Here is a 17918-nt window from a genome sequence, read left to right on the forward strand (position 1 = left end):
AGCATAGGTGACCTGGCGTGCATCTGCCCCTTAGGAGCCCAGCCTTCCCGATGGCGTGTCACCAGCTGGAGCCCGCAAGGGCTTCTGATCAATGGCCTGGTCAAGCACGGCGGCCGCCAGCCGGTCGTCCACATCAGCGCTCAGCGCAACCCCATCGGCCCGGTATTCCAATGAATCCACCCGTCCCAACCGCCGCACCTGCTCCAGCAGGGAGCCACTGGTGTAGGGCAGGACGGCCTGGACGTGCACGGCGGGGGCGGGCAGCAGCTCCTCCACCCGCCTGCGCAGGGACGTAAGACCCTGACCCTGCCTGGCCGAGACCAGGAAGGCCTCGGGTTCAAGGTTGGCGAGCCGCTGCCGGGCATCCTGGTCGATCAGATCAACCTTATTGAAGACCAACAGGCGGGGAATGGACTCAGCGCCGGGGATCTCTGCCAGCACGGCATCCACAGCCCTGATCTGCCCGAAGGGATCGGGATGGGAGCCGTCCACGACGTGCAGAATCAGGTCGGACTGGCCCACCTCCTCCAGGGTGGATTTGAAGGCCTCGACCAGCTGGGTGGGCAGGCGGCGGACGAACCCGACCGTGTCCACATAGACATAAAGCCGACCGTCTGCGGCCTTGGTGCGCCTGACGGCCGTATCCAGGGTGGCGAACAGGGCGTTCTCCACCAGTTCCTCGGACCCGGTCAGCCGGTTGGTCAGCGAGGATTTGCCGGCGTTGGTGTACCCCACCACGGCCACGGCCGGCAACTGATAGCGTCGCCGGGATCCACGCTTGACCTGACGCGAGGGGGCCATCTGGGCGATCTGACGCTTCAGCCGGGAAATCCGACGTCTGATGACCCGCCGGTCGGTCTCGATCTTGGTCTCGCCCGGGCCGCGGGAGCCTATGCCGCCGGCCTGCCCGGCAGCCTGACCTCCGGCCTGGCGGGAGAGTGATCCGCCCCAGCCGCGCAGCCTGGGCAGCATGTACTCCAGCTGGGCCAGTTCCACCTGGGCCTTGCCCTCGCGGCTGGTGGCATGCTGGGCGAAGATGTCCAGAATCAGGGCTGTCCTGTCGACCACCTTGACCTTGGTGACATCCTCCAGGGCACGTCGCTGGGAGGGATGAAGGTCGTCATCGGTGATGATGGTGTCGGCGCCCAGCCGGGCCACGATATCCGCCAGCTCCCGCGCCTTCCCCGAACCCAGGTAGGTGGCCGGATCGGGTTTGACACGCTGCTGGAGCAGGCCGTCAAGCACCTCGGCCCCGGCGGTCCGCGCCAGGGCGGCCAGCTCGCGCAGGGACTCCTCGGCCTGGCCGACCGTGGTCCGAGAACCTGACCAGACGCCGACCAGGACCACCCGCTCCAAACGGACCTTGCGATACTCCACCTCGGTCACGTCCTGCAGCTCGCCCAGCCCCTCGACATGACGGAAGGCATTACGTCGGCTGCGCTCCTGCCACTCCTGATCCTGGTCCTGCCCGACCTGCCCTTCACTGCCGGTCAGCACCTCGGACTTGTGGGCGAGCGGGTCCTGGTGGGCGTCGACAACTGCTGAACCATGCTCTTGGGTCGGTTTTTCTTGGGTCAAAGGCACCTCTGCATTGATCTATGGACTAGGGAACGAATCCGGTGTAGGCGGAATCATGACACAGTCTTTATTATCATCTTCTTAGCAGACATCAGCGGGTGCCCGAGGGACGGGCGGACTTCAAAGACGGACAGGATGGACATGACGCACAGGGACCATGGCAGCAGCCGGGGGCAATCCTCCAGGACCGGGACGGACGGAGGCGAACAGTACTTCGTAGCCCGTCCGGCCTCCCCCGACCAGAGGCGGACCATCCAGGTGGAGCTGGCCGGCCGCACCTGCCAGGTGGAGGTCTCCCACGGGGTCTTCTCGTCGGGCAGGCTTGACCTGGGCACCTCGGTCCTGCTCAAACGCGTCCCCCAGCCCCCGGCCGAGGGCGACTTCCTGGACCTCGGCTGCGGCTGGGGGCCCATCGCCCTGAGCATGGCCATGCAGTCACCCAAGGCCAACATCTACGCTGTGGACACCAACCTGCGGGCCCTGGACCTGACCGCCCGCAACGCGCAAACCCAGGATCTTGACAAGGTGCACACACTGACCCCGGAGCAGGTTCCGGACGATCTGCGCTTCGACCTGATATGGTCCAACCCGCCCATCCGGGTGGGCAAGGCGGCCCTGCACGACCTGTTGATGACCTATCTGCCCAGACTGAAGCCCCAGGGCCGGGCCTACCTGGTGGTCCAGCGCAATCTGGGCGCCGACTCCCTCATTCCCTGGCTGGCTGACACCCTGGGCCCCGGCTGGACTGCGGAAAAGTATGCCTCTTCCAAGGGCTACCGGATCATCGAGGTGGGCCAGGCATGAGGTTCGAGTATCCTGCCGAGCTGCCCATCAGCGCGGCCAAGGAGGACATCGTCCATGCCGTGCAGTCCTCCCAGGTGGTCATCGTCTCCGGCCAGACCGGCTCGGGCAAGACCACCCAGATCCCCAAGATCCTCCTTCAGATGGGCCGCGGAGACCACGGCCACCAGATCGTGCACACCCAGCCCAGGAGGATCGCCGCCAGAACCGTGGCCGAGCGCATCGCCTCGGAGACGGGCACCAGGCTGGGCGACCAGATCGGCTACCAGGTGCGATTCACCGACAAGTCCAGCCGGAGCACCCGCCTGCGGGTGGTCACCGACGGCATCCTCCTGGCGCAGATCCAGGGCGATCCCCAGCTGCGGGCCTACGACACCATCATCATCGACGAGGCCCATGAACGCAGCCTGAACATCGACTTTCTGCTGGGGTATCTGACCGCCCTGCTGCCCAAACGGCCCGATCTGAAGCTGATCATCACCTCGGCAACCATCGATTCGGTCAAGTTCCGTGACCACTTCGCCAAGGCCCTGCATACCCAGGTGCCCGTGCTGGAGGTCTCCGGACGCACCTATCCGGTCCAGACCCTCTACGAGCCTGCAGGATCGGCGCCGGCCCTGATGCGGCATGTACCCGGGTTCGACTCCGATGAGGACGGCCAGGACAGGGAGGAGCCGGACATCCCCAAGGCGGTGGCCCGGGCCTGCGCCGAGCTGGTCATCCACTCCACCCACGTGGACGGCCCCAGGGACATCCTGGTCTTCGCAGCCGGCGAGCGCGACATCCGTGAGTACGAAACCGCCCTGAGACGGCACTTCGGCCCTCGGACCTCCGACATGCGCCGCCCGGACGCCCTGGAGATCATCCCCCTCTTCGCCCGACTGTCGGCCAAGGAGCAGCACCGGGTCTTCGAACATCACGGCCATCAGCGCATCGTCATCGCCACCAACGTGGCGGAAACCTCCCTGACGGTACCGGGCATCCGATACGTGGTGGACCCGGGATTGGCCAGGATCAGCCGCTACTCCAAGTCAGCCAAGGTCCAGCGTCTGCCCATCGAGCCCATCTCCCAGGCCTCGGCCGATCAACGTGCAGGCCGTTGCGGACGTGTGGCCGACGGCATCGCCATCCGCCTGTATGCCAAGGACGACTATGACACCCGTCCCAAGTTCACCGACCCGGAGATCCTGCGCACCTCCCTGGGTTCGGTCATCCTGCACATGCTCTCGGTGGGTGTGGCCCATACGGCCGAGGACGTCACCGACTTCGGCTTCATCGACCCGCCCGACACCCGGGCAGTCAGCGACGGTCTGCGGGAGCTGACCGAGCTGCAGGCCATCTCCCGACAACAGGGCCTCATCCGGCTGACCAATCTGGGACGACGGCTGGCCAGGATCCCCATCGACATCCGCCTGGGCAGAATGATCCTGCAGGCCGGCCAGGATGCCACCCCGGACACCCTGGCCGCCGTTCTGGTGGTCGTGGCCTTCCTCTCCCTGCAGGACCCCCGCGAGCGCCCTGAGGAGAAGCGCGAGGAGGCCGACCGGATCCATGCCCGCTATGAAGACCCCTCCAGCGACTTCCTGACGGCCCTGAACATCTGGAACCGTTTCTTCCCCCAGGACAAGGAACCCTCCAACGGGTCCCTGCGCAAGGCCTGCAAGCAGGAGTACATGGCCTTCCTGCGCATGCGGCAGTGGCATGACCTCTACCGGCAGCTTGCCCAGATGTGCCGGGGCCTGCACATGAAGGTGGGCTCCCCTGTCCCCGTCAAGGGACCGGATCAGGCCCTGCTGGCCCTGCCGATTGGGCAGCAGGCGGCCCATGCCCTGGTCTGCTCCTGGGACGACCAAGGCATCCACCGGTCCATGCTGGCGGGCCTGCTCTCCAGCATGGGCATGCAGGTGGTCCACGAACCCAAGGCCTCCGATTTCGCCGGCCTGCATGGTGCCGCCCGGGCCAAGGCCATGAAGCGGGCTCGCCGGCAGGCCAAGAACGACTATCAAGGGGCGCGCGGCACGCATTTCGCCATCTTCCCCGGCTCCGCCCTGGCCAAGGCCAATCCGCCCTGGATCATGGCCGCCGAGCTGGTGGAGACCTCCCGCCTCTGGGCTCGCTGCTGTGCAGCCATCGACCCCGCCTGGGCCGAGCCCCTGGCCAAGTCCCTGACCAGGACCACCTACGCCGAGCCCCATTGGTCGGCCTCCCGTGGTGCCGCGGTGGCGACCTCAAAGGTTCTGCTCTACGGCCTGCCCATCGTGCGCGACAGGACGGTCCAATGGGCCCGCATCAACCCCGGCCAGGCCCGGGACATGCTGATACGCCAGGGCCTGGTCGAGGGTGACGTGCGCGAGCGCTTCCCCCATGATGGCTTCATTCAGGCCAACAGGCGGGTGCTCAGCGAGGCCGGCGAGCGGACCAGCCGGACCCGCCAGGTGACCGGCACCGTCACCGAGGAGGACCTTTACGACTTCTACCAGGAGCGCATCCCCCAGGAGGCCACATCCCTGGCCGCGCTGGGCTCCTGGTGGCGGAAGCACCACGATGCGGACCCCCACCTCCTGGACTTCGACCCAGACAAGGTGGAGCGTCTGAACGACCAGTCCGCCTCCTATCGACCCGGGGATTACCCCGACCACTGGCACACCCTGGGCATCGACGGCCGGCCCATGGATCTGCCCCTGACCTACCGCTACCAGCCGGGAGAGCCGGACGACGGCATCACGGTCCACATCCCCCTGCACTGCCTGAACCAGCTGACTCCCGGACAGTTCAGCTGGACCGTGCCCGGCCTCCTGGACGATCTGATCACAGCCACCATCAAGTCCCTGCCCAAGGCCCTGCGGGTCCAGTTCGTGCCCGCCCCTGACGCCGCCCGGACCATCCGCTCATGGATAGACGGCCACTATCCCCTGCTGCCCGGCGCCGATCCTGCGTCGGCGGACCAGGCCACCTACGGGTCGGCGGACCAGCCTGCGGGCGAAGACCCAAACAGTGCGGGAGACATCCCCGCCGGTGGCTGGCCGGACTTCGAGCAGGCCTTCACCGCCGCAGCCATCGACACGGTCGGTGCCCAGCTGCACCCGGAGGTCTTCACCCAGGCCAGGTTGGAACGGCTACCCGACTACCTGCGGCCGACCTTCCAGGTGGAGGAGAAACGGCGCCACGGTCACCCCAAGGTCCTGGGCCGGTCCAAGTCCCTGATCGACCTGCAGCGCGACCTGGCCGGACAGGCCCGGCAGTCGGCCCGGTCCCGGGTGGACTCCCAGGCCAGCAAGGCCGCCCGACAGGGCCAGGTGGTCAAAAGCGCCGACCTGCTCCACCAGTCCGGCGCCACCACCAAACCGCGCGAGGAACTGATCTGGCAGGCCGCCCTGGACAAGCTCCACCTGCCTGCCCAGCGGATCTCCTCACGCTGGCTGAGCCGGGAGGCCCTGATGCTGGCCTCGGCCCCCTACCCGGATACCTCCGCCCTGGCCGAGGACCTGCAGATGGCCGCTGTCAAGCGCCTGATCCCGCACACCGAGGCCATCACCGACGACCAAACCCTGCAGGAGGCTGTGGCCGGCGTAAGCCAGATCTTCGAGGACACCGTCTATCAGGTGGCCAAGGATGTGGTCCCCATTCTGCAGACTTCGGCCCAGGTGGACAAGGCCGTGTCTGGCCCAGCCGATCTTCCCCTGCTCTCGGTCCTGCAGTGGATACGCCAGCATTCGGCCAATCTGATGGCCAAGGGCTTCATCGGCACCGATCCGCCCTATGCCCTCCCCCGCCTGCGGACATACCTGAAGGCCGATCTGATGCGCCTGGACAAGGCCCGCAGGGACAAGGATCGTGACGTACGATGGGCATGGCAGGCGCAGACCGCCCAGGATCTGGTGGACCAGGCGACCAAGGCGGCCCAGGCTCTGCCCGCCGGTCCCGGACGAGACCAGGCCATGGACCGTGCGCGAAGGGGACGTTGGATGATGGAGGAGTACTTCGTCTCCATCTGGGCCCAGGAGCTGGGGACCGCCATCCCCGTCAGCCTGCAAAGGATCAGGAAGGCGCTGGAAGGAAAACCATGAGCACAAGGCCATCGGGGCGAAGACGCGGGGGCGGCACCAAACGCGGACGGATCACCCTCCGCCGTGCGCAGACCCTGGGGGCCGCCCTGATGGCCATAGTCCTGGTGGTCGCCCTGTGCATCCTGGCCGTCCGCTTCGTCTCCTACCGGCTGATGGTCGGCCGCGTCATCCGCCACCAGGAGCAGCTCTCCCAGGAGTACGTCTTTAATCCAGGCAGAATCATCACCGACCACCGCTTCCATGACACGGTGGACATGAACGCCGACGACGTCCAGGCCTTCCTGGACCAGAAAGGGGGATCCTGCAACGGATCCACCTGCCTGCGCAGTCTGCACATGGATGTTCCCGACCGCCCCAGCGACGGCCTATGTGATGCCTACAAGGGCGGCAAGGGGCAGAGCGCGGCTCAGATCATCGACGGGTCCGCCCGCTCCTGCGGAATCAGCCAGAAGGTCCTCCTGACCATGCTGCAAAAGGAGCAGCACCTGGTGGCCACCGACCAGCCCCCCACCCAGGTCCAGCTCCAGTCGGCCATGGGTCTTTCCTGCCCTGACGATGCAGACTGCGACGCCCGCTATGCCGGATTCTTCAACCAGGTCTACGGGGCGGCCCACCGCTTCCGCTACTATCAGGCCCACCGGGACCAGTACGGCTACCAGACCAAGGCCCTGAACGATGTGCGCTTCAGCCCCGATGCCTCCTGTGGCAGCGGCAAGGTCTACATCGAGAACGATGCCACTGCCCTGCTCTACATCTATACGCCCTACCAGCCCAACGAGGCAGCGCTGCGGGCAGGCGACGGCGAGGGCAACCGCTGCTCAAGCTACGGCAACCGCAACTTCGTCATCATCTACAACAGCTGGTTCGGCCGATCGGACCAGTGAGCCCCGGGTTCAAAGCTTGGGCAGGTAGTAGGCCAGCTCGTAGGGGGTGACCTGCCGGCTGTATCCGGCCCACTCCCGGTGCTTGTTGCGCAGGAAGTACTCGAAGGTCTGCTCGCCCAGCACCTGGGCCACGAAGTCCGACTTCTCCATGACCTTGAGCGCCGCGTCCAGGCTGTCAGGCAGGGGCTCGATGCCCATGGCCTGCCGCTCGGCGTCGGTCAGCTCCCAGACGTCATCGCTGGTGGGCTCGCACAGGGTCATCTTCTGCTCGATCCCGTCCAGACCGGCAGCCAGCAGCACCGAATATGCCAGGTAGGGGTTGGCCCCCGGATCCAGCCCGCGGAACTCCATCCTGGCCGAGTTGCCCTTGCCGGGCTTGTACTGGGGTATGCGCAGGAGGGCGGACCGGTTGTTGTGCCCCCAGCAGACGTAGCTGGGTGCCTCGGCTCCGCCCCAGAGCCGCTTGTAGGAGTTGACATACTGGTCGGTCACCGCACAGATCTCGGCCGCATGGGCCAGGATGCCGGCGGCGAACTGCCGGGCCGTCTGGGACATGTTGAACTCCTGGCCCACCTCATAGAAGGCGTTGGTGTCACCCTCGAACAGGCTCAGATGGGTGTGCATGCCCGACCCCGGCTGGTCGGTGAAGGGCTTGGGCATGAAGCTGGCGTAGATTCCCCGCTCCAGGGAGATCTCCTTGACCACGGTCCGGAAGGTCATGATGTTGTCGGAGGTGGTCAGGGCATCGGCATAGCGCAGGTCGATCTCGTTCTGCCCCGGTCCGGCCTCATGGTGGGAGTACTCCACCGAGATGCCCATCTGCTCCAGCATGTTGACGCAGGCCCGGCGGAAGTCCATCCCCGGGCTGCGGGGCACGTGGTCGAAGTAGCCACCCTCGTCGATGGGGGTCGGGATCTGGGACCAGTCATCCTGGTTCTCGAACAGATAGAACTCGATCTCCGGATGGGTGTAGAAGATGAAGCCCTTCTCTTTGGCCTTGGCCAGGGCACGCTTGAGCACATGCCTGGGGTCACCGCTGCTGGGCTCGCCGTCCGGTGTGAGCACGTCGCAGAAGATCCGCGCCGTACCCTGGGGTCCGCCCCTCCAGGGAAGGATCTGGAAGGTGGATGGGTCGGGCTTGACGATCATGTCGTCCTCGGAAACCCTGGTCATACCCTCGATGGCCGAGCCGTCAAAGCCCAGCCCCTCCTCGAAGGCCACCTCCAGCTCGGTGGGCGCTATGGCCACCGATTTCAGGGTTCCCAAGACATCGGTGAACCAGAGACGAATGAACCGGACATCGCGCTCCTCGACAGTGCGCAGCGCGAACTCCTCTTGCTTATCCATAGAGCTTATGCTCCCATTCCTATATTTCCTGTATTTCGCAGATTTGCTTATAGCGTTAACAATGCCCCGAGACCAGGTCCAGTGCCTGCTCCAGGGTGAAGGCCCCCTCATAAAGGGACTTGCCCAGGATGGCGCTGTCCACGCCCCGATCGACCAGGTCCAGGATGCGGCCCAGGTCATCCAGGCTGGAAATGCCCCCCGAGGCGGTCACCCTGGCCGGGGTCCGGTCAGCCACCTGGCCAAGCAGGTCCAGGTTGGGGCCGGTCATCATCCCGTCGCGGGTCACATCGGTGACCACGTACCGGCTGCACCCGTCCCGGTCCAGTCGTTTCATGGCCTCGAAAAGGTCCCCGCCCTGTCTGGTCCAGCCCCGGGCGGCCAGGGTGTGTCCGCGCACGTCCAGACCCACGCAGACCTTCTGCCCGTAGCGATCCAGGACCCGGCTGGTCCATTCCGGGTCCTCCAGGGCCGCCGTGCCGATGTTGACCCGGGTGGCGCCTGCATCCAGGGCTGCCTCCAGGCTGGCGTCGTCACGTATGCCGCCGCTGAGCTCCACCTTGACGCGATCCCCAAGCTCGTTGACCAGGGCGGCCAGCTTGTCGCGGTTGTCGCCCGTGCCGAAGGCCGCATCTAGGTCGACCAGGTGGAGCCACTCGGCACCCTGGTCCACCCAGGCCTTGGCTGCATCGGCAGGCTCGCCGTAGACCTTCTCGGACCCGGAAATCCCTTGCTTCAGGCGGACCGCCTTTCCGTCGCGGACATCGACAGCGGGTAGGAGCGTCAGCATCTCATTCACCTTTCTCGCAAGGGAGTCCGGACGCCCCGGGAAGGGTCCGCACCCAATTGGTCAGCAGCCGTGCACCGGCCTGGCCGGACTTTTCGGGATGGAACTGGGTGGCGCTCAGGGGACCGCATTCATAGGCGGCCACGAATCTGCTGCGCCCATAGATGGCCCAGGTAACCAGCGGTTCACCAAAAGAGGCGCCCTGTATGGTCTTGTCAGACTCTGACCGGACCGACGCTGGCTGGCTGCCGCCATGTTCATTCAATGCCGCTACCCGCAGGGACAGATCGGGCTGCGTCCCGCTTGTCCGGTCATCCCCCTGCACTGCCATGGCCGCATAGGAGTGGACGAAGTAGAAGCGCTGGTCCCGGACCCCTGCCAAAAGCCGCGTTCCCTGAGGCGCCTGGACATGGTCCCAGCCCATATGGGGCACGACGTCGGCATCCAGCTTGGTCACCCGACCGGGGATCAGGCCCAGCCCGGGTTCGCTGCGGCCGTCCTCGTCCCCGAACTGGAACATGACCTGGAGACCTATGCAGACCCCCAGAACAGGCAACCCCTGAGCCAGACGATCCAGGATGATGCGGTCGCCGCCCACGGCCCGCAACCCCGCCATGCAGGCCCCGTAGGCTCCCACACCTGGGATGACCAGGCCGTCGGCCTTCATGGCCAGGTCCGGGTCGGCGCTGATCTGCGCATCGACCCCAAGCTGGGAGAGGGCATGCACCATGGATCTGACATTGCCGAAGCCATAGTCAAGCACCTGTATCCTGGTCATGTTCCTCCTAGCCAAGCCTCTTGCCCGAACTTCTACTCGACTTGATTACTCGACGCGGCCCTGGCGAGTCGATCCGCCGGCCCCGAACCTGGTGTGCGAGGCGATGATGCCCATGGCCTTCTCGCGGTTGTACTCCCCCGAATCGAAGATGGCGGCCCCGTCCTGGCGCAGCCTGTCCACCGTGGTGGTCCCGATCATCAGGTCCTCCACGAAGTCGGCGGTGGCGGCGAAGAGGATGGGCGGCGCAAGCGTCTGCCCCGACTTCCCGCTGATCCAGAGGGTCACCTCAAGTTTGTCGGCCCGGTTGACCGCAAGGATGGCACTGAGCCCGGATACCACCGTGGTCAGATCGCGGATGGCGGCCTCGGGTCCGTCCCCATCCAGGTTTCTCAGGACGGCCACGGCACCCTCATGGGCCTGGATGCACCAGGCCGAAATATCGGAAATCTGGCAGAAGGCCGCCAGAAGCTCTGCCGAAGCCAGACGGGTCACCATGACGGCGGCCTTGGCCCGGTTGCCTATCAGGCCTTCAAGCTCCTGATCGAAGTCAGCCGCAACACCATCAGCCCCGTCCGGTTCCACCGACGATTGGTCGGCGGGTTCGAAATTCGGCCCAGCCTCGTCATCCACGCTCGATCCGGAGTGCTCAACCGGCTGATCCGCTTGGTCCTGGTCCTCATTGAACTCAGCCTCAAAGCTGGCCAGGGCCCGCTCGACCTCCTCCTCGCTCAGATGATGGCCGGAATCCGGCAGGTCCTGATCCTTGTTGTCGTTGTTGTCGTGTTCATCAGTGCTCATAGCGACCCCTTGGTGCTGGGGATGCCCTTCACCCTGGGATCCGGCTCCACGGCGAAACGCAGAGCCCTGGCCAGGGCCTTGAATTCAGCCTCGGCGATGTGATGCGGATCCCTGCCCGACAAGAGGGTCAGGTGCAGGCAGATGCCGGCGTGCAGGGCGATGGACTCCATGACGTGCCTGACCAGGGAACCGGTGAAGTGCCCGCCGATCATGGCGTATTCGAACCCTTCCGGCTCACCGGTGCAGACCGCATAGGGCCTGCCGGAAATATCGACCACGGCTCGGGCCAGGGCCTCGTCCAGGGGAACGGTTGCGTCGGCGAAGCGCTTGATGCCCCGCTTGTCCCCCAGGGCCTGGGCCAGGGCCTCGCCAAAGACGATGGCCACGTCCTCGACGGTGTGGTGGACGTCGATCTGGGTGTCCCCGCTGGCCTTGATGGTCAGGTCGATCAGGGAATGCCTGCCCAGGGCCGTCATCATATGGTCATAGAAGGGAACCGAGGTGTCGATGTCGGTCACCCCGGTGCCATCCAGGTCCAGACTCAGGCTCACCTTGGATTCACTGGTCTGGCGGGTGATGGTGGCTGTTCTGCCTGCCATTGCTGCTCCTCCGCTTTCTGCCGCACACTCCAGTCCGCACTAGGTCTTCTGCGCGGCGTCTAGACCACCAGCATAGCCGTTCCGCTGGTCTGCATCCTCCTAGAACCGCGTAAGGACATGGACCAGGGTTCGGCGGAAACGCTCCATCTCCGCGTCCGTGCCCATGCAGACCCTCAGGTAGCCCTGGGGACCAACGGCCCGAATCAGCACGCCTTCATCCTTCATGGCCTCGAAGACGGCATCCCGGTCGGGGAAGGTGCCGAAGAGGATGAAGTTGGATGCAGAAGGAACCACGGTCAAGGGCCGGCCATGGAACTTCTGCTCGGCCAGCCACTCAGCGGTTTCCTGCCGGGTCTGGCGGATCTGATCCACCCGTGCCAGCTGGAGGTCCGTGTGCTCCAGGGCAGCCAGGGCCGCAGCCTGGGTCAGGGCGCTCAGGTGGTAGGGCATCCGGACGATGCGGACCGCGTCGACTATTCCCCGGGATGCTGCCAGGTAGCCCACCCTGGCACCGGCGAAGGCGAAGGCCTTGGACATGGTCCGGCTGACCGCCAGGTGGTCGTACTGCCCGATCAGACTGACCGCCGATGGCGTGCCCGGGTCGCGGAACTCGATGTAGGCCTCGTCCACGACCACGATGGGTCGGGCGGAGGAATCCGCACCCGTTACAGGGACCTTGGAGCAGACCTCCAGGAGTCTGATCAGCTGGTCCATGGGCAGGGGCGTCCCCGTGGGATTGTTGGGGCTGGTCACCAGGACCATGGCGGGCCCCAGCGCCTTGATGCGTTCGATGGTCGTGTCCATATCCAGACTGAAATCGGGCAGCCGGTGGGCCAGCTTCCAATCGGTGAAGGTATCCCTGGCATATTCGGGATACATGGAGTAGGTCGGGTCGCAGCCCAAGGCGGTCCTGCCCGGACCACCGAAGGCCTGGAAGAGCTGGAGCATGATCTCATTGGACCCGTTGGCCGCCCAGAGCTGCCCGGGTTGGAGCGAGGTCCCCGACTCCTTCTTCAGGTAGGCAGCCAGGGCCCGCCGCAGTTCCTCATGCTCCCTGTCCGGATAGCGGTTGAGACCGGGGGCCACCTGGCGCACCCGCTCGCAGATGGCATCGACCACCTCCTGGTCCAGGGGGTAGGGGTTTTCGTTGACGTTCAGGCAGACCGGGACATCCAGCTGGGGGGCGCCGTAGGGCTCCTCCCCCACCAGGTCCGCACGGAGGGGAAGATCGGCTGGTATGGCACTCACCTTAGACCGGCCTTCTCTTCGTTGGCTTCCAGGTCGGCCTTGTCGTAGGGGTCGTCCAGGAACCGGCTCAGGACGCACTCGCCATGGGCGGGCAGATCCTCGGATACGGCGAAATCATTGATCTTGGCAGCGATGGGCTTGAGCCCCTCCTGGTCATATTCGATGACTTCGACAGGCTTCATGAAGGTATGGACGCCCAGCGCCACGTCGAAGCGGGCGGTTCCGCCGGTGGGCAGAACGTGGTTAGACCCGGACATGTAGTCGCCCAGGGGCACAGGGGAGTAAGGGCCGCGGAAGATGGCGCCGGCATTCCTGATCCGGTCGATGACGGCATCCGGATCGGCCGTCTGAACCTCCAGGTGCTCGGCGGCATAGGCATTGGCCACGTCGATGGACTGGCCGATTCCGTCGGTCAGGATGATCCCCGACTGATTGCCGCCCAGGGAGGTACGCACCCGGTCGGCATGCTCGGTCCTAGGCACCCTGCGATCCAGAGCCTCCTGAACGCCCTGGGCCAGGTCCCGGCTGTCGGTGATCAGCACCGAGCCGGCCAGCTCGTCATGCTCGGCCTGGCCGATCAGGTCTGCAGCAACCCAGTCGGGGTTGGCCTGGCCGTCGGCAAGAATAGCGATTTCCGTGGGTCCGGCCACAGCGTCGATGCCCACCATGCCGGAGACCATCTGCTTGGCCGTCGCCACGAAGATGTTGCCCGGGCCCGTGATCTTGTCGACCGGGTCGCAGAGAATCTCCCCGTCCTGAGGCTCGGATCCCTTGGCCCCGTAAGCGAACATGGCCACAGCCTGGGCACCGCCCACGGCATAGACCTCGTCCACCCCCAGGATGGCGCAGGTGGCAAGGATGATGGCCGCCGGCAGGCCACGGGGGTCATCGGAGGCAGGCGGCGTGGCCACGGCCAGGGAATCGACCCCGGCAATCTGGGCAGGCACCGCGTTCATGATGACCGAGGAGGGATACAGGGCCTTGCCTCCCGGCACATAGAGGCCCACGCGTTCAATCGGAATCCACCGCTCGCTGACCCGGGCGCCGGGTGCCAGATCGGTGGCCATGGGCTTGGGCACCTGGGTGGTGCAGACCTTGCGGAGGCGGGCAACGGACTCCTCGATCGCCGCCCTGACCTTGGGATCCAGCCCCTCCAAGGCCTCCTGCATGGCCGATGCCGGAACCCTCAGATCATGAGGGCGCACATGGTCGAACCTCTGCTCCAGATCCCGCAGAGCCGCTGCCCCATGCTCGCGCACCTGGTCCAGTATGGGCTGCACCTGGGCGCTGGCCTCCCGGGTACCCATATCGGCCCGGGGCATGGCGGCGAGGAGTTGGGCGCGGGACATGGTTTTACCGCGCAGATCCATGGTTCTCATCATGAGCTTTGACATACTTTGATGGTAGTGAACTTTTGTGTCGCCAATGCCGGCGACTCACCACCGTCCCAAATGGTGAGACGGCTCCGGACGCGTCCTAGGCCGACGGCAGACAGGAGGGTCCGAAGACGGACTTGATCTCGGCCATCATGGAGGTGTCGTGCCTGGTGCGGAATCCGTCGCCGAAGGTCAGCAGACGGACGTTGCCCCGGTCGTCGGTGACCGCCAGACGGACCTGGCAGTAGCCGGGGTGGGACTTGAGTATCCGGGCCAGCCGCTCCATGTGCCCCCGGTCCAGGGCCTGCCTGGGCAGGGTGATGGTCAGTGGCCGCTCGTCGGCCGACTCCAGGACGGGCACCTCCATATCGTTGACGCGAATGTTGGTGGCCTCGTCCCGCAGCTCGACCACACCCTTGACCCGGATAATCGAGTCCAGGACCAGGTCCTCGGAGTGGGCGTCGTAGACCTTGCCGAAGAACATGCACTGGATGGAGCTCTCCAGGTCCTCGATGGTGACGATGGCCCAGGGATTGCCCTTCTTGGAGACCCGTCTGTCCACTGCAGTGACCAGCCCGGCCAGGGTCACCGCCTTGCCGTCCATGCCCTTGGACCGGTTGAGCAGCTGGGCGATGGACATATCGCGCATGCCGGCCAGAACCGAGGTCATGCCGCTCAGGGGATGGTCGGACACGTACAGGCCCAGCATCTGCCGCTCGAAGTTGAGCTTGGTGGACTTGTCCCACTCGTCGATGTCGGGCACGGTCACCTGGGCGTCGCCCAAGGCATCCTGTTGGGGTTGGTCGTCATCGGCGTCGGCGAAGAGGTCGAACTGGCCCTCGGCCTGCTTGCGCTTGATGGGCATGACCTGGTCGACGGCCTCGTCATGAATCTGGAAGAGGGCCCTCCGATTGGGGTCGATGCTGTCGAAGGCGCCCCCCTTGATCAGGGATTCCACGGTCCGCTTGTTGAGCACCTCCATGGGCACACGCTTGACGAAGTCCATGAAGTTGACGTACTTGCCCCGGGGCCCCTGACGCTCCTCGATGATGTCCGCCACCACCTTGTCGCCCACATTGCGGATGGCCCCCAGGCCGAAGCGGACCACGTCGCCGACAGCGGAGTACTCGGACACGGACTCGTTGATGTCGGGCGCCAGGATGCGGATGCCCATCCTCCTGGCCTCGCCCAGGTAGAGGGCGGTCTTGTCCTTGTTGGTCCGCTCGTTCTGCAGCAGGGCGGCCATGAACTCCACCGGATAGTGGGTCTTCAGGTAGGCGGTCCAGTATGCGATCAGGGCGTAGGCCGCCGAGTGCGCCTTGTTGAAGGCGTAGCCGGAGAAGGGCACCAGGACGTCCCAGACCGCCTGGGCGGCCTCCTGGGAGTAGCCGTGCGCCTTCATGCCCTCGAAGAAGGGCACCTGCTCCTTGGCCAGGACGTCGGGCTTCTTCTTGCCCATGGCCCTTCGCAGCACATCGGCTCGGCCCAGGGAGTAGCCGGCCAGAATCCGGGCAGCGGACTGGACCTGCTCCTGATAGACGATCAGGCCGTAGGTCTCGTCCAACACGCCCGCCAGGGGCTTGGCCACCTCGGGGTGGATAGGCTCGATCTTCTGCAGCCCGTTCTTGCGCTTGGCATAGTTGATGTGCGAGTTCATATCCATGGGCCCCGGCCGGTAGAGGGCGATCAGGGCGGAGATGTCGTTGAAGTTGTCGGGCTTGAGCATGCGCAGCAGGGAGCGCATGCCGTCGCCATCGAGCTGGAAGACGCCCAGGGTGTCGCCCCGGGATAGCAGCTGGTAGGTCTCCTTGTCGTCCAGGGGGACCTTCTCGATGCTGATGGGCTCCTTGCCGTTGCGCTCGATGTTGGTGACCGTATCCCTGATGACCGTGAGGTTGGACAGCCCCAGGAAGTCCATCTTGACCAGCCCCAGGGTCTCGCAGGTGTGGTACTCGAAGGTGGTGGTCACCGTGCCGTCCGTGCGTTCCATCAGCGGCGAGGTGTTGGTGATGGGGTTGGAGGCCATGATGGTGGCGCAGGCGTGCACACCGGTCTGGCGGATGATGCCCTCGATGCCCTTGGCCTCCTCGGTGATCCGCTTGACGTCCGGGTTGGACTCATACAGGTCGCGGAATTCCTTGGCCTCCGGGTAGCGCTTGGACTGGGGGTCGAAGATCTCCTTGAGGCTCATGTCCTTGCCGTTGACTGTGGGCGGCAGGGCCTTGGTGACCTGGTCACCCACGGAGTACTCGTAGTCCATGATCCTGGCCGAGTCCTTCAGGGCCTGCTTGGTCTTGATGGTGCCATAGGTCACGCACTGGGCCACCTTGTCGGAACCGTACTTGCGGCCCACGTAGTCCAGGACCTTCATGCGCCCCTCGGGGTCGAAGTCCACGTCGATATCGGGTAGGGAGACCCTCTCGGGGTTGAGGAAGCGCTCGAAGATCAGCCCGTGCTTGAGCGGGTCCAGCTCGGTGATGCCCATGGCGTAGGCCACCATGGATCCTGCAGCCGAGCCACGGCCCGGTCCCACCATGATCCCGTGGTTCTTGGCCCAGTTGATGTAATCGGCCACCACCAGAAAGTATCCGGTGAACTGCATCTGGCAGATGACACCGCACTCGTAGTCGGCCTGGTGGGAGACCTCCTCGGGTACCCCGTCCGGATAGCGGTTCTTCAGTCCCTCGTCCACCTTCTTCAGGAAGAGGGAGGTCTCGTCCCAGCCCTCCGGGCAGTCGAAGCGGGGCATGAAGGCCCCGTCCTCGTGGTCGTCGAACATGACGTTGCAGCGCTCCGCGATCTCCAGGGTGTTGTCGCAGGCTTCGGGGAACTCCTTGAAGATCTCACGCATCTCCTGGGCCGAGCGGATGTAGTAGCCGGTGCCGTCGAACTTGAAGCGGCCAGGGTCGGTCAGCCGGGATCCCGAGTTGATGCAGAGCAGGGCGTCCTGGGCCGAGGCATCCTCCTTGCGCACGTAGTGCGAGTCGTTGGTGGCCACCAGGGGGGCATCCAGACGACGGGCGATCTCCAGCAGATCCTTGGTCACCCGATGCTCGATCTCCAGCCCGTGGTCCATCAGTTCCACGTAGTAGTTCTCCTTGCCGAAGATGTCCTGGAACTCCCCGGCGGCCCGCAGGGCCTCGTCGAACTGGCCCAGCCTCAGCCTGGTCTGGACGATGCCCGAGGGGCAGCCGGTGGTGGCGATGACCCCCTTGTGGTAGGTGGACAGCAGGTCCTTGTCCATGCGGGGCCACTTGCCGACCAGGCCCTCCAGGTTGGCCACCGAGGAGGCCTTGATCAGGTTGACCAGGCCCGTATCGTCGCTGGCCCAGAGGGTCATGTGGGTGATGAAGCCGCCGCCGGAGACGTCGTCCGAACGCTGCTCGTCGGTTCCCCAGTGGACCCGGCTCTTGTCCTGGCGGGCCGTCTCAGGGGTCACATAGGCCTCGATGCCGATGATGGGCTTGATGTCGGCATCCACGGCCGTCCGCCAAAGCTCGTAGGCCCCATGCATGTTGCCATGGTCGGTGATGGCCACGGCCGGCTGCCCCAGCCGTCCCACCTCGGCGACCAGGTCGGGGATCCTGCTGGCCCCGTCCAGGGTGGAATAGTGGGTGTGGGTGTGAAGGTGAACGAAGTCTGACCGGGTTGAGGACAT

At 65.4% G+C, this 17918-nt stretch carries 12 protein-coding genes; 3 read left to right on the plus strand and 9 right to left on the minus strand.

What is annotated here, in order from left to right:
• Positions 1-30: 30 nt before the first annotated feature.
• Complete coding sequence (hflX, locus tag H3U90_RS01050) at positions 31-1497, minus strand: GTPase HflX (RefSeq protein WP_332460607.1); 1467 nt, start codon at positions 1495-1497, stop codon at positions 31-33.
• Between the two features lie 216 nt (positions 1498-1713).
• Here hflX and H3U90_RS01055 point away from each other — a divergent pair, with 216 nt between their 5' ends.
• From H3U90_RS01055 to H3U90_RS01065, 3 genes are read left to right on the plus strand one after another with little or no spacing between them, the layout of a single operon-like run.
• Positions 1714-2382 carry a class I SAM-dependent methyltransferase gene (locus tag H3U90_RS01055; RefSeq protein WP_415873738.1) on the plus strand — a complete coding sequence of 223 codons (669 nt, stop codon included), beginning with the start codon at positions 1714-1716 and terminating at the stop codon, positions 2380-2382.
• On the plus strand, positions 2379-6446 hold the full coding sequence (hrpA, locus tag H3U90_RS01060; protein WP_198176695.1) for an ATP-dependent RNA helicase HrpA: 4068 nt from the start codon (positions 2379-2381) through the stop codon (positions 6444-6446). The genes H3U90_RS01055 and hrpA overlap by 4 nt, the downstream gene beginning before the upstream one ends.
• Positions 6443-7330, plus strand: a complete 888-nt coding sequence (locus H3U90_RS01065; protein ID WP_198176696.1) for a hemagglutinin — start codon at positions 6443-6445, stop codon at positions 7328-7330. Before hrpA ends, H3U90_RS01065 begins: the two co-directional genes overlap by 4 nt.
• 9 nt (positions 7331-7339) lie before the next feature.
• Here the strand turns inward: H3U90_RS01065 and glnA are convergent, their stop codons facing one another.
• The 8 genes from glnA to dnaE form a co-directional block, all read right to left on the minus strand.
• The gene (gene glnA, locus H3U90_RS01070; protein WP_198176697.1) at positions 7340-8677 is read right to left on the minus strand and encodes a type I glutamate--ammonia ligase; all 1338 of its coding nucleotides are present in this window, start codon (positions 8675-8677) and stop codon (positions 7340-7342) included.
• A 55-nt stretch (positions 8678-8732) separates the two neighbouring features.
• Complete coding sequence (priA, locus tag H3U90_RS01075) at positions 8733-9464, minus strand: bifunctional 1-(5-phosphoribosyl)-5-((5-phosphoribosylamino)methylideneamino)imidazole-4-carboxamide isomerase/phosphoribosylanthranilate isomerase PriA (RefSeq protein WP_198176698.1); 732 nt, start codon at positions 9462-9464, stop codon at positions 8733-8735.
• A 1-nt stretch (position 9465) separates the two neighbouring features.
• Complete coding sequence (gene hisH, locus H3U90_RS01080; RefSeq protein WP_198176699.1) at positions 9466-10239, minus strand: imidazole glycerol phosphate synthase subunit HisH; 774 nt, start codon at positions 10237-10239, stop codon at positions 9466-9468.
• 45 nt (positions 10240-10284) lie between these two features.
• The gene (locus H3U90_RS01085) at positions 10285-11037 is read right to left on the minus strand and encodes a hypothetical protein (RefSeq protein WP_198176700.1); all 753 of its coding nucleotides are present in this window, start codon (positions 11035-11037) and stop codon (positions 10285-10287) included.
• Positions 11034-11636 carry an imidazoleglycerol-phosphate dehydratase HisB gene (hisB, locus tag H3U90_RS01090; RefSeq protein WP_024627238.1) on the minus strand — a complete coding sequence of 201 codons (603 nt, stop codon included), beginning with the start codon at positions 11634-11636 and terminating at the stop codon, positions 11034-11036. The genes H3U90_RS01085 and hisB overlap by 4 nt, the downstream gene beginning before the upstream one ends.
• A gap of 99 nt (positions 11637-11735) precedes the next feature.
• Positions 11736-12884 (minus strand): histidinol-phosphate transaminase, encoded by a 1149-nt coding sequence (locus tag H3U90_RS01095; protein WP_198176701.1) that lies wholly within the window; start codon positions 12882-12884, stop codon positions 11736-11738.
• Positions 12881-14278, minus strand: coding sequence for a histidinol dehydrogenase (gene hisD / locus H3U90_RS01100; protein WP_198176702.1), 1398 nt, complete (start codon positions 14276-14278; stop codon positions 12881-12883). The genes H3U90_RS01095 and hisD overlap by 4 nt, the downstream gene beginning before the upstream one ends.
• A gap of 82 nt (positions 14279-14360) precedes the next feature.
• Entirely contained in the window at positions 14361-17918 is a 3558-nt protein-coding gene (dnaE, locus tag H3U90_RS01105; RefSeq protein ID WP_198176703.1) for a DNA polymerase III subunit alpha, read from the minus strand.

The sequence above is a fragment of the Bifidobacterium sp. W8103 genome (genome assembly GCF_016100775.1).
Lineage (GTDB): Bacteria > Actinomycetota > Actinomycetes > Actinomycetales > Bifidobacteriaceae > Bombiscardovia > Bombiscardovia choladohabitans.

Bases quoted from the DNA above. Each gene is read 5' to 3' on its own strand.
- hisH (WP_198176699.1), bottom strand. From the start codon at position 10,239: ATGACCAGGATACAGGTGCTTGACTATGGCTTCGGCAATGTCAGATCC.
- H3U90_RS01085 (WP_198176700.1), bottom strand. From the start codon at position 11,037: ATGAGCACTGATGAACACGACAACAACGACAACAAGGATCAGGACCTG.
- H3U90_RS01065 (WP_198176696.1), top strand. From the start codon at position 6,443: ATGAGCACAAGGCCATCGGGGCGAAGACGCGGGGGCGGCACCAAACGC.
- dnaE (WP_198176703.1), bottom strand. From the start codon at position 17,918: ATGTCCTCAACCCGGTCAGACTTCGTTCACCTTCACACCCACACCCAC.
- priA (WP_198176698.1), bottom strand. From the start codon at position 9,464: ATGCTGACGCTCCTACCCGCTGTCGATGTCCGCGACGGAAAGGCGGTC.
- glnA (WP_198176697.1), bottom strand. From the start codon at position 8,677: ATGGATAAGCAAGAGGAGTTCGCGCTGCGCACTGTCGAGGAGCGCGAT.
- H3U90_RS01055 (WP_415873738.1), top strand. From the start codon at position 1,714: ATGGACATGACGCACAGGGACCATGGCAGCAGCCGGGGGCAATCCTCC.
- hisB (WP_024627238.1), bottom strand. From the start codon at position 11,636: ATGGCAGGCAGAACAGCCACCATCACCCGCCAGACCAGTGAATCCAAG.
- hrpA (WP_198176695.1), top strand. From the start codon at position 2,379: ATGAGGTTCGAGTATCCTGCCGAGCTGCCCATCAGCGCGGCCAAGGAG.
- hisD (WP_198176702.1), bottom strand. From the start codon at position 14,278: ATGTCAAAGCTCATGATGAGAACCATGGATCTGCGCGGTAAAACCATG.